Origin of the sequence: Tsuneonella rigui (assembly GCF_003958625.1) — a bacterium.
GTDB classification, from domain to species: Bacteria; Pseudomonadota; Alphaproteobacteria; order Sphingomonadales; family Sphingomonadaceae; genus Tsuneonella; species Tsuneonella rigui.
Map to the genome: position 1 here is coordinate 72,668 of NZ_RSEL01000028.1, position 12,429 is coordinate 85,096.

8 protein-coding genes are annotated in these 12,429 nt (G+C 67.6%); 5 read left to right on the forward strand and 3 right to left on the reverse strand.

Translation table 11 applies throughout. The annotated features are described in order from the left end of the window. Window positions 1-2: 2 nt before the first annotated feature. Together ELY12_RS11925 and ELY12_RS11930 are read right to left on the reverse strand one after the other, a co-directional pair. On the reverse strand, window positions 3-1,631 hold the full coding sequence (locus ELY12_RS11925) for a carboxylesterase/lipase family protein (protein ID WP_338142065.1): 1,629 nt from the start codon (window positions 1,629-1,631) through the stop codon (window positions 3-5). Further along, window positions 1,628-2,935, reverse strand: coding sequence for a spinster family MFS transporter (locus ELY12_RS11930; protein ID WP_126176935.1), 1,308 nt, complete (start codon window positions 2,933-2,935; stop codon window positions 1,628-1,630). Before ELY12_RS11930 ends, ELY12_RS11925 begins: the two co-directional genes overlap by 4 nt. A gap of 169 nt (window positions 2,936-3,104) precedes the next feature. On the opposite strand from ELY12_RS11930, the gene ELY12_RS11935 reads away from it, so the two are divergent. The 4 genes from ELY12_RS11935 (at window position 3,105) to ELY12_RS11950 (ending at window position 8,664) form a co-directional block, all read left to right on the forward strand. Then, window positions 3,105-3,782, forward strand: coding sequence for a TetR/AcrR family transcriptional regulator (locus ELY12_RS11935; protein WP_241229841.1), 678 nt, complete (start codon window positions 3,105-3,107; stop codon window positions 3,780-3,782). Between the two features lie 62 nt (window positions 3,783-3,844). Next, complete coding sequence (locus tag ELY12_RS11940) at window positions 3,845-5,617, forward strand: DEAD/DEAH box helicase (protein ID WP_126176936.1); 1,773 nt, start codon at window positions 3,845-3,847, stop codon at window positions 5,615-5,617. Window positions 5,618-5,734: 117 nt separating this feature from the next. Further along, window positions 5,735-6,538: a phosphoribosylaminoimidazolesuccinocarboxamide synthase gene (gene purC / locus ELY12_RS11945; protein WP_126176937.1), complete on the forward strand. Its 804-nt coding sequence runs from the start codon at window positions 5,735-5,737 to the stop codon at window positions 6,536-6,538. A gap of 65 nt (window positions 6,539-6,603) precedes the next feature. Next, a complete protein-coding gene (locus ELY12_RS11950) occupies window positions 6,604-8,664 on the forward strand; it encodes a DUF3857 domain-containing protein (RefSeq protein ID WP_126176938.1) in 2,061 nt (686 codons plus the stop codon). On the opposite strand, the gene ELY12_RS11955 is transcribed toward ELY12_RS11950, so the two are convergent. Continuing rightward, window positions 8,661-9,539, reverse strand: coding sequence for a diacylglycerol/lipid kinase family protein (locus ELY12_RS11955; RefSeq protein WP_126176939.1), 879 nt, complete (start codon window positions 9,537-9,539; stop codon window positions 8,661-8,663). The two genes, ELY12_RS11950 and ELY12_RS11955, sit on opposite strands and share 4 nt — an antisense overlap. A 49-nt stretch (window positions 9,540-9,588) precedes the next feature. On the opposite strand from ELY12_RS11955, the gene ELY12_RS11960 reads away from it, so the two are divergent. Next, a complete protein-coding gene (locus tag ELY12_RS11960) occupies window positions 9,589-12,420 on the forward strand; it encodes a M16 family metallopeptidase (RefSeq protein ID WP_126176940.1) in 2,832 nt (943 codons plus the stop codon). Window positions 12,421-12,429 lie beyond the last annotated feature (9 nt).

Below are 12,429 nucleotides of genomic sequence, written 5' to 3' on the forward strand. Positions count from 1 at the left end.
GGTCAGTTACAGGCCGAGGTCGGGCGCGGTAGTACCGGCGAGGCAAGGCCGACATTCCAGTTCCAGCCCACCTGCCCCGTGGCGCGCTTGCGGCACATCACGTCCTCGTTGAGCGCGAACATGCCCGGCATCAGCCCTGCGCTGAGCGTCGGGACGTCGCCGAACCACATGAACGATCCGCCGTGCGCATAGGGGTGCCACTCGGGCGCCTTCGCGGCTACCGGCGCGCCGCTCTTGGCGAAGCTGGTCCAGTAGCCGAGCATCGCGTCGGACATGCCGCGCTCTTGAACCGTGTCGGGGACGCGGGGCCACAGCGGGCCGACGCGTTCCGGCGTGCCGAAGACGTATGGCAGCTCGCTCGCATGGAAGGCGTGCAGGCCGGCGTCGTCCATCGCCGGATAGCCGTGATCGAACAGATAGAGGTATGCTGCCTGCCCGGCCGCAGTTTGCGACCGCACCAGCCGCTCGGCGGTCCAGCCGTAGAGCGCGTCGCGCGTCGCCGCGAGGATGCTCTCGCGATAATCCGCAGCCGGATAGAGCTTGAGGAAGGCATCGGCGAGATCGCCGTACTTCTCGCGGATCTGCTTTTCGTATTCCTCTGCCGATTCCGGCGCCTTGGGCGCGAGGATCGTCAAGGTGCGGATTTCGCCCTGGTTGAACCCGGCGAGGATCGGCACCGGCGCCTGCTCGCCCTTGTCGAACGTATCGACCAATTGGCGCGGCAGGATCTTGCCATCGACCGTGCCGAAGGGCGCGAAGCCAAGCTTGGCGGCTTTCTCGGTCAGCTCCTGCGCGTCGAGCTTGCGCAACGCCGCGAGGTCCGGCGCTTCCACACCCTTGGCGACGAACTGTCCAACCGCCTCCGCAGACGGTGCTCCGAACGCGCCTTTGGTCAACTCAGGGGTCGAGATCATGTACGCGCTTTGCGCGATCGCCTTGTCGAACAGGCCGCGCGCGGCGGGCGAGGCCATCAGGTACATCACGCTCAGCCCACCGGCGGACTCGCCCGCGATCGTCACATTATCCGGATCGCCGCCGAACGCACCGATGTTGGCCTTGATCCACTGCAGCGCTGCGACCTGATCGAGCAGGCCGTAATTGCCCGAGACGCCCACAGCGCTTTCCGCGCTCAGCTCCGGATGCGCCATCCAGCCGAGCACGCCGAGGCGGTAGTTAATCGACACCACCACGACGCCGCGCTCGGCCAGGGGGCGACCATCATAAAGCGGCTCGCGGCTCGAACCCGCGGTCAGCGCGCCGCCGTGGATCCAAACGAGAACCGGCGCCTTCTTCGCCTTGGCCGGCCGCCAAACATTGAGGGTCAGGCAGTCCTCGCTCACGGGAAGCTTCTCGGCGCCCGAATAGATGTTGGCGGGGCCGCGCTGGTTCTGGACGCACGCCGGTCCGAAGTCGGTGGCGAGCTTGGTGCCGGCCCAGCGCGGGAGGGCGAGCGGCGGCTTCCAGCGCAGATCGCCGATGGGCGGCTGCGCGTAGGGAATGCCCTTGAACACGCTTACCGGACCGTCCTTGTACCCGCGCACGGCGCCCGCGGGGGCGTCGACCGCCGGCCCCTTGGCAAACGCAGGCATCGCGACGGTCAGCGCGAGAGCGGCAATAATTGCGGATTTCACGAGTTTGCCTCCAGGTGGCGCAGGCGCCGCGCCAGCACGAGGAAGTGCGCGATCGCGATGAGGTAAAACGGAGTCAGCGTATACAGCGCCAGTTGCAGCGAATTGGCATGCCCCCGCGCCGCGAGCCAGTCGCTCGCCGCGCCGACCCAGGTAGGCCCGAGGCCGAGGCCGATGAAGTTCGCCACCAGCAGCAGCAGCGCCCCGGCAAGCACCCGCTGGTTCGGCGCCGATTCCTCCTGCGTCAGCGTGACCGCGCACGAGAGGTAGAAGTAGTTGAAGAAGTTGACGATCGTCAGCAGCACCAGCGCCAGCGGCCATTCGGGCGCCCACAGGAACGCGATGTAGAACGGCATCGAGATCGCCAGCGAGCCTGCCGGAAGCGAGGCGAAGTAGCGGCGCGACTCGGCTGTCATCTTGTCGATGATCCGGCCCGACACCAGCATGCCGCCGCCCATCCCGACGATGACGACGAGGGCGTACCAGAGGGCCACTTCCTCGAGCGTCATGCCCTTCTCGCGCATGAGGAACAGCACCGCGAAGTTGCCGAGGCCATAGGTGACGAACTGGGTAGCACCGGTGCCGAAGGCCGTCAGGGTCAGCGTCGGATTGCCGAAGAAGGCGCGCACGGTAGCCCAGAACGGGGCTTTCTCCGACACCGGGTGCGCGTGCCCGTCGGTTCCGCCGCGCGCCGGCTCCGCGATCAGCAGCGGCAAGGCGACCGCCGCCACGACGCCGATCGCGCCGATCGCGATGAAGGCGTGCCGCCAGTCGAACGCCGCGGCGATCGAGGCGCCGAGCGCGATGCCCAGCGCAGCGCCGATCGGCGGGCCGAGATTGTAGATGCCGAACGCGAACCCGCGCCGGCCGGGCGCGAAAGTATCGGTGATCAGCGCATAGGAGGGCGGCACCCCGCCCGCTTCGCCGAAGCCCACCGTCATGCGGGCGATGACGAGTTGCGGATAAGTCTGCGCCATCCCGCACGCCATCGTCGCCGCGCTCCAGATGCCGCAGGCGACGCTCAGCACCGCGACGCGATTAGTCCGGTCCGCCAGCCACGCCACCGGGATGGCGATGAAGCAGTAGAACATCGCGAAGTAGAGCCCGCCGATCTTGCCAAGCTGGCCGTCGGTGACGTGCAGCGTGTCCTGGATCGGCTTGGCGAGGATGCTCAAGAGCTGCCGGTCGAGGAAGTTGATGACGTACACGAACGTCAGCATCGCCAGGACCACGCCCGGCCGCCCGCGGACGCCCTTGTGTGCAGGTGCAGCGGCGTCGATCGGCCCGGCGGTGGACTGAAGTTCCATGCTCTCTCCCTCGCGCATGAGGGCCGCGAGCCCACCCTCTCCCAGGGCGCGCGCATCCTGCCGAGCGGTCTTCGCGCTGTCAACGCAACGCTCACTCGCGTGTGAATTAAATTTGCTCACTGGCCTGTGACGGGTTGACGCTCTGCTCTGCACCGGTGATGCAAGGCGCGTGAGCGAAGCCAAGAAACCCGTCCGCAAGTCGCGCAAGGCCGAACAGCGCGCCGAAACGATGGAGCAAATCTACGATGCAGCCGAAGAGCTGTTCTCGCAGCACGGGCTTCACGGAGTAACGCTGAAAGACGTCGCCAAGCAGGTTGGCGTCCATCACACGCTGCTCAACTACTACTTCGACGACAAGAAGGCGCTGTTCGACGCGGTGTTCGCGCGCCGCGCGGTGGTGACCAGCGAGCGGCGGATGAAGGCGCTCGACGAATACGAAGCGTCCTGCGGCGGCAAGCCGACCGTCGAGGGCGCATTGCACGCGTTCCTCGACACCGACCTCGATACCTATACCCACGGCGGCGAAGGCTGGCGCAACTACGCCAAGCTCGGCGCGCAGGTGTCCAACACTCCGGCGTGGGGTGCGGACCTGATGGACCAGCATTTCGATCCCGTCGTGCTACGCCTGATCGGGCTGCTCAAAAAAGCGCTGCCGCACTGCGCCGAAGAAGACATCTTCTGGGGCTATCACTTCGTCACCGGCGCGCTGATGCTGAGCCTCGCGCGCACCGGCCGCATCGACAAGCTCTCGGGCGGAATCTGTCGGTCGGACGATTTCGGCGCGGTCAAGCAGCGGCTCGCAAAGTTCATGGCCGCCGGGTTCCACTCGATCTGCGGCGAAGCGTGACCGCCTGAGATATATTTCAACGCGCACGGTGCGCTGACGCCGATAACGCCTATCTAGCGCCGATGCCGTTTCCCAACCTCCCGCCGATTCTCGCCCAAGCCCTCGCCGCGCGCGGCTACGCGGAGCCCACCCCCGTTCAGGCGGCGGTGCTCGCGCCGGAAGCGAATGGCCGCGATCTCATCGTCTCGGCGCAGACCGGCTCGGGCAAGACCGTCGCCTTCGGGATGGCGATGGCGACCGAGCTGCTGCGCCAGGATGGCTCGCTTGAGATTGCCGGCCAACCGCTCGCCCTGATCGTGGCGCCGACCCGTGAGTTGGCGCTGCAAGTCAGCCGCGAACTCGTCTGGCTCTATGGCCAGGCCGGTGCCCGCGTCGCCACCTGTGTCGGCGGGATGGATCCGTCGAAGGAGCGCCGCGGCCTGCGCGAAGGGCCGCAGATCGTCGTGGGCACGCCGGGCCGGCTGCGCGACCATCTCGAGCGCGGCGCGCTCGATCTCACAGGCTTGCGCACCGTGGTGCTCGACGAGGCGGACGAGATGCTCGACATGGGCTTCCGCGAGGACCTCGAGGAAATCCTCGATGCGACGCCGCAGGAGCGTCGGACGCTGCTGTTTTCGGCCACGATGCCCCCGGCGATCGCCCTCCTCGCGCGTCAGTATCAGCGCGACGCGCTGCGCATCTCGACGATCGGGGACGATCGCGGACACGGCGACATCGCCTACCGGGCGATGACCGTCAGCCCCGCCGAGATCGAGCATGCGGTGGTCAACCTGCTTCGCTTCCACGAAGCAGAGACCGCGATGCTGTTCTGCGCCACGCGCGAAAACGTCCGCCGGCTCCACGCAACTTTGCAGGAGCGTGGGTTCGCCGTCGTCGCGCTATCGGGCGAACACTCGCAGTCCGAGCGAAACCAAGCGCTCCAGGCGCTGCGCGACCGTCGTGCGCGGGTGTGCGTCGCGACCGATGTGGCTGCGCGCGGAATCGACCTGCCGACGCTCAGCCTGGTGGTGCATGTCGAAATCCCCCGCGATGCAGAGACGTTGCAGCACCGTTCCGGTCGCACCGGACGCGCGGGCAAGAAGGGCACCGCGGTCCTGATCGTCCCCTACCCGCGCCGCCGCCGGGTGGAATCGATGCTCCGCGGTGCGCGGATCGAGGCGCAATGGATCGATCCGCCGACCGCCGACGATATCCGCCGCAACGACCGTGCGCGCCTGCTCGAAGCCTTGCTCGCACCGGTCGAAACCGACGAGGAGGATCAGGCGATCGCCGCCAAGCTGCTGCAAGAGCGCAGCCCCGAGGACGTCGCCGCCGCACTCGTCCGCGCGCACCGCGCCGCAATGCCTCAGCCCGAGGAGCTGACCGCCAACACGCCCGAAGCTCGCGCAGCGCAAAAGCAGGACCGCCACCGGCCCGGATTCGAGGATATCGTCTGGTTCCGGATGGACGTCGGCCGCCGGCAAAATGCGGACCCGCGCTGGATCCTGCCGCTGCTCTGCCGCCGCGGCCACATCACGCGCAATGAGATCGGCGCGATCCGCATCGGTCCCAATGAGACCTATTTCCAGGTTCCCCGCACGATCGCCGACAAGTTCGCCTCCGCGCTCACCCGGACGGCGAGCAGCGAGGACGGCGGCGACGTGACGATCGAGCCAGCTCCCGACACGCCGCGCGAGGCTGCCCGGAACCGGCGACCGACCACTGCTCGCCCAGAGCGCGGTCCCAAAGGCAAGGGCGCGCCCAATGACAGCAAGCCGCGTGGCCCGCGCAATGAAGCCGGTCCTAAAATGCCCTGGCCGAAGAAGCCGCACCGCAAGGGCCCCAAGGCGCGCTGATTGCTTTCGCGCGCCGTTTTGCCTATGGCGCGCGCACTAGCCCCGGCCAGCGCGTCACAGCCGACCCGCGCGCCGGGGCGCCGCATTTTCCACGCTGCCCGAGAAGGAAGCGCACCCATGTCATCCCGCCGCCGCCAGGTTTACGAAGGCAAGGCCAAGATCCTTTATGAAGGCCCCGAGCCGGGCACGCTGATCCAGTACTTCAAGGACGATGCGACCGCCTTCAACGCCCAGAAGAAGGGCACGATCAACGGCAAGGGCGTGATCAACAACCGCATCAGCGAGCACGTGTTCACGCGGCTCGCGCACATCGGCATCCCGACCCACTTCATCCGCCGCCTCAACATGCGCGAACAGCTGGTGCGCCAGGTCGAGATCATCCCGATCGAGGTGATCGTTCGCAACGTCGCCGCCGGCTCGCTGACCAAGCGCCTCGGCATCGAGGAAGGCGAGCCGCTGCCGCACACCTTGATCGAATACTGCTACAAGGACGATGCACTCGGCGACCCGTTCATTTCCGAAGAAGAGATCGCCTGCTTCAACTGGGCGAGCCACGAGGAGATGCAGGACATCTCGTCGATGGCGATCCGCATCAACGACTTCATGTGCGGCATGTTCGCCGCGATCGGCATCCGCCTGATCGACTTCAAGCTGGAGTTCGGCCGCATCTGGGACGGCGACTTCGCGCGCACCATCCTGGCCGACGAGATCAGCCCCGACGGCTGCCGCCTGTGGGACATCGCCACCGGCGAAAAGCTCGACAAGGACCGCTTCCGCCGCGATCTCGGCGGGGAAGAACAGGCCTACCAGGAAGTCGCCCGCCGCCTCGGTCTGCTGCAGGAAGACAACGGCACGCCCGGCGAGGTGTTCGACATGTCCGCCCACCGGGGGCGCCTGCGGTCGGGTAAGCCGAAGAAGTAGGGCCCGGCCCGCAAAACCCTTGCGCTTCGGAACCTTCGCGGCATGATGGTCCGCAAGGGGGCGCAATGAGACATTTCAAGACGATACTGCTCGCCGCAGCGGGTGCCGCGGTCGCTCTACCGGCGGCCGCGCAGGATAACCCGAGCTCCGCGCAGACCCAGCAGCAAGTGGCTAAGGGTCCGCCGCCCGCGTGGGTGACCCCGTCCGAGCCGCTGCCGGTGCCGCCCGACGCGAGCGGCCTGGCGTTCGTCCGCCTGCAGGACACTGTCCTCCATCTCGATGCGCATGGACAGTCCACGTACGTGGGGCAGCGCGTGAAGCTGCTGCACACGCAGGCCTTGCAGCTCGGCAACCTCGCCATCGCGTGGAATCCGGCGAGCGGGACGCCGACGATCCACGCGGTCAAGGTCCACCGCGGATCGGAGACGATCGATGTGCTCGCCAAGACCGCGTTCGAGGTATTGCGGCGCGAAGACCAGCTCGAGCAGGCGATGCTCAGCGGCACGCTGACCGCGGTGCTAAAGGTGCCCGACTTGCGCGTGGGCGACGAGCTCGAGGTGGCTTACACGCTGCCCTCGAGCGATCCGACGCTGAAGAACCAGAACGCAGGCATACTGCTGCTGCCCGGCACCACGCTGCCCGGCCGCTACCACCTCGGGGTGAGTTGGGAGGAAGGCGAAGAACCGCGTATCAACGCGACGAACGATTTCGGTGCGGAGGTCGTCCGCAGCGCGCACGCCATAGAGATCAGCGCCGACAACCCGGCCGCGTTGGTCCCGCCGAAGGATGCCCCGCCACGTTACAATTGGCAGCGGCTCATCGAGTACAGCGACTTCGTCGGCTGGAATGCCGTCTCGCAGCGGTTCGTGGGACTGTTCACCGATGCCGCCAAGCTCGCGCCTGATTCCCCGTTGAAGCAGGAAGCCGCGAGGATCGCCGCCCAGCAGACCGATCCGCTCGCGCGGGCGCAGGAGGCGCTGGCGTTGGTCCAGCAGCAGGTGCGCTATATCTACATCGGGCTCGACGGGGGCAACTTCCTTCCCGCGAGCGCGGACCAGACCTGGCAGCGGCGCTACGGCGACTGCAAGGCCAAGACCGCGCTCCTACTCGCATTGCTGGGCGAGCTGGGCATCGCGGCCGAACCCGTGCTGGTCCAAAACAGCGGCGCGGACGACGGGTTCGATGCCCGCCTGCCCAATCCGGGGCTATTCAATCACGTGCTCGTCCGCGCGACCATTGGCGGCAAGAAATATTGGCTCGATGGCACCCTGCCGGTCGTCGCCACCGCGAGCCTCGCGCCCGATTTCCCCTATCGCTGGGTACTGCCGCTGACGGCGAGAGGCAGCGCGCTCGAAAAGATCGCATGGGTCCCGGCAAAAAAGCCCGAAGAGCTCAATCTCTACGAGATCGACGCGCGCGACGGGATCGACGCGCCGGCCCGCATCGTGACCACCTCGATCAAGCGCGGTCCGGATGCGCTGGTGCAATATGCCCAGTTCTCCGCGCTCACCGCCGACCAGTTGCTGCAGGCGTTTCGCAACAACCTGACCGGCGATAGTAGCTGGGATTCGATCGACTCGGTCACTTACCGCTTCGACCGCGACGAGCGGGCCAGCGTACTGGAAATCGCCGGCATCGGGCCGGTCGACTGGGACGTAGACGGTGCCGAACGCTCGCTCGCCTTGCCGGGCGGCGGGTTCAGTCCCCCCGGGCGGCACCAGCGCGCCGCCGACCAGGATCAGACGGCGCCGTTCTATGACTCTCCTTCGTTCACCTGCTATGTCACCACGCTGCGCCTGCCGAAGAACACGAACCCGGAGAATTGGCGCTTCAACAGCATGTTCGACACGTCGATGTACGGGCACGTCTATTACCGCGCGTTCGACCGGCGCGACGGGAGCTTGCGGCTGGTGCGCGGCTCTCGCACCGAGCGGCCCGAGATCGATCCGGCGCTCGCCGAGCGCGACAACGCACGGCTGGCGCGGTTCGACAACTCGATGGCCTGGGCCATGTATGACCCGGACCAGACGATGACGCTTCCCCCCGGCCTGCCCAAGGTTGCTGCGACCTATGAAGGCGACTGGCTCCATTCGTCCGAAGCCTGCCTGCCGAAGGACTTGCGCTAGACCACGTAGGTCAGGCTCATCCCGCTTGGCCCAATGGCGTAGGCGCAATCGGGCAGGTGGTCGCCGTCGACCTGGACCGGGCTGACGCAGCGGTCGAAGGTGACGCGGCGGACGCTGCGGAAGGTCGCGAGACCGAGGCGGTCGAGCGGCCGGCGGGCGATCGCGGCGGCGGTGAACGCGGCGACGCGGAGGCGCGAGGGGCGTTCGAGGACGATCAATTCGACCGCATCGGCTGTCAATGAAGCGCTTGGTGCGAGCTGGAACGGCCCGCCGAACAGCGCCGAATGACTTACGATCACCGCCGCCGCTTCGCATTCGAACGCGTTGCCGTCGCTGAGCTCGCCGGAAACCGTCATCGTCTCACGCGGCCATTCGCGCAGCACCTGCAGCATCGCCACGACGTAGGCGAACCGGCCGATCCGCCGCTTGAGCGCGCCCGACACCCGCGCCACCGCGTGGCTGTCAGGACCGATCGACAAGCAGGCGACCACCGGCATCTCGCCCAGCCGATAGAGCGGCGCGCGCACCCAGCTCTCTTTTCCCCGTTCCCACGCCGCGCAGACCTGCGCCGCGAGCTTCGCCGGATCGCGTGCGTAGCCGAGTTCGCGCGCGACCAGGTTGATGGTTCCGGCAGGCGCGATGCACAGCGGCACTTCGCCTGCGCGCTCACCCAGCGCCTGCACCGTGTCGCGCAAGGTGCCGTCGCCGCCGTGGACGCAGACGAGGTCTGCCGTGCCAGACAGCTGCACGCCGTCGCGGGTGGTCGGCAGCGCGGTGACCTCTGCCCCATGGGCGTCGAACGCGCGCACCAGCGCCGCCAGCCGCGCCGGGCGGAAGCTGCCCGCCGCCGGATTGTAGACCAGATCGAGCTTCATGCGGGTCCGGTTGTTGCCCGGTTCAGCCGGGACCGGCAAGGAGGTGCACATGAAGCGTTCGCTGCTGGCGGGTTTCGCCGTCCTTCTCGCCGTTCCCGCATATGCCGAAGACGCCCCGCCCGCGTGGGCATTCGAACAGAGCGACGTCCCGGTCGATCCCGCGTTCACCTTCGGCCGGCTGCCCAACGGCATGCGCTACGTCTTGCGCGAGAACCACACGCCCGAAGGCACCGTGCTGGTGCGGCTGCGGATCGGTTCGGGGTCGCTGGAGGAGACCGACGACGAGCGCGGCCTCGCGCATTTCCTCGAGCACATGGCGTTCAATGGCTCGACCCACGTGCCCGAAGGCGAGATGATCAAGCTGCTCGAGCGCGAGGGGCTCGCATTCGGCGCCGATACCAACGCCTCGACCGGGTTCGAGGCGACCACCTACAAGCTCGACCTGCCGCGCGCCGACCCGAAGCTGGTCGAGACCGCGCTGATGCTGATGCGCGAGACCGCCAGCGAGCTTACGCTCTCCCCCGAGGCGATCGATCGCGAGCGCGGGGTAGTGTTGGCAGAAAAGCGCGACCGGACCACCTACGCCCTCAAGGAAACCGAGGATGAGTGGGCGTTCATCGCGCCCGGCGCCCGCTATCCCGAGCGGTTGCCGATAGGAACCGATGCCACGCTGAAGGCGGCCGGTGCGAACCGCATCGGCGGTTTGTACCGCCGTGCCTATGTGCCCGCTAACGCGGTGCTGATCGTGGTCGGAGATATCGATGTGGCCGCGACCCAAAAGGCGATCGCCGCGCGTTTCGGCGATTGGTCAGGCCCGCCCGCCCCGCCAGAGCCGAATGCCGGGCCAGTGGACCTCGCTCGGCGCGGCCAAACCGACATCTATCTCGACCCGGCCTTGTCCGAGCGAGTGACCGTCACCGCGCTGTCGCCGTGGACCGAGGAGCCCGACACGATCGCGCAGCGCCGCACCAACCTGCTGCGATCGATCGGCTATGCCGCGGTCAACCGGCGGCTGGCCACGCTCGCGCGGCAGGCCGATGCGCCCTATCGCGGTGCGGGATTCGGCACCGGCGACGTGTTCAAGGTCGGCCGGACGACCAACTTCATCGTTGATGCGCTCGATGGCAAATGGCGCCAGGGACTCGACGCGGCGGTGCGCGAATGGCGGCGAGCACTCGAATACGGCTTCTCCGATGCAGAGATCGCAGAGCAGGTCGCGCGGACGCGCCAATCGCAGGAGAACGCCGCACGTGCCGCTTCGACCCGCAGCAATGCCGCGCTGGTCGGCGCGATCGAGCAGCTGCTGAACAACGACCTGGTCCCGGCCACCCCGGAAAGCGCCTTGGCGCGGTTCGAGGAGTTCGCACCCTCCATCACACCCGAGGCGGTGCTGGCGGCGATGAAGGACGACGCCGCGCCGCTCAACGATCCGCTGATCCGGTTCCAGGGCCGGGTGGCGCCCGCCGGCGGCGATGCAGCGCTGCGCGCGGCCTGGGACGCCGATATGGCTGAAACGATCGCCGCGCCCTATACGGTGGCCGCCGGATCCTTCGCCTACACCGATTTCGGCACGCCAGGCACGGTGGTCGCAGATACGGTCGAGCCGCGCACCGGCATCCGCGAAGTCCGCTTCGCCAACGGCGTGCGCCTCAACCTCAAGCGTACCGCGCTCGAAGCGGACCGCGTGCGGTTCGTGCTCAATCTCGACGGCGGCGATCTGCTTGCCACGCGCAAGAAACCGCTCGCGACCGCGATGACGGGAAGCCTGCCGGCGGGGGGCCTGGGCAAGCATTCGCAAGACGAGCTTGTCACCCTGCTGGCCGGGCGGACCGCCTCCATCAACCTCGCCTCGGGCGGAGATACCTTTGCCAGCGCAGGTTCGACGACTACCGCCGACCTGGAGCTCCAACTCGATCTGCTCGCTGCTGCGCTCACCGACCCGGGCTACCGGCGCGAAGGCGAAGTCACCTACCGGCGCGAGATCGCCAACTGGTTTTTGCGCAAGGACGCCACCCCCGGCGGCGCGCTGAACGCGGCGATTGGGGGTATCCTGTCGGACAACGATCCGCGCTTCACCGTCCAGAGACCGGCCGACTACCAGAAGCTATCGTTCGCCAAGCTGCGCGAGACGATCTCCGACCGGCTGGCGCACGGCGCAATCGAGTTGGCACTGGTCGGCGACTTCGATGAGAACGCGGCCATCGCGCTGGTGGCGAAGACGCTCGGCGCCCTGCCCGCTCGCGAGCCCGACTTTCTCCCGCGCGAGGACCGGCGCGATCGTCCGTTCACCGCCGACCGCAGTCCGCGCACGGTGGTGCATACCGGGGAAGCCGATCAGGCGCTGCTGCAGTACACGTGGCCGACCACCGACGATACCGATGCCGCAACCGTGCAGCGGCTCGAGCTGCTTGAGCGCGTAATCCAGATCGAGCTGACTGAGGAGATCCGCGAGAAGCTCGGCAAGGCGTATTCGCCCGGCGCCCGCAGTGCGCCCTCGACCGTGTGGCGCGGCTACGGCACATTCTCGCTTAGCGCTTCGGTCGATACCGCCGATGTCGCCGCGACTCGCACCGCTATCCGGGCGGTCATGCAGCGGCTGGCGAACGAGCCGGTCGATCCGGACACGCTGGCGAGAGCCCGGCGGCCGCTGCTGGAATCGTACGATAACGCTCTGAAGAACAACGGCGGTTGGCTGCAGCTGGCCGCGCGCGCGCAGACCAAGTCGTACCGGATCGACCGCTTCCTGACCGCGAAGACAACTATCGAAGGCATCACCCCCGCCGACCTGCAGGCCACCGCCGCGCGTTACCTAGCCCCTGACGCTGCGGTCGAGGTGTTCGTACGGCCAGCGGGGGAAAGCGCTAGCCAACCCTTGTCGTGACGCCGCCCC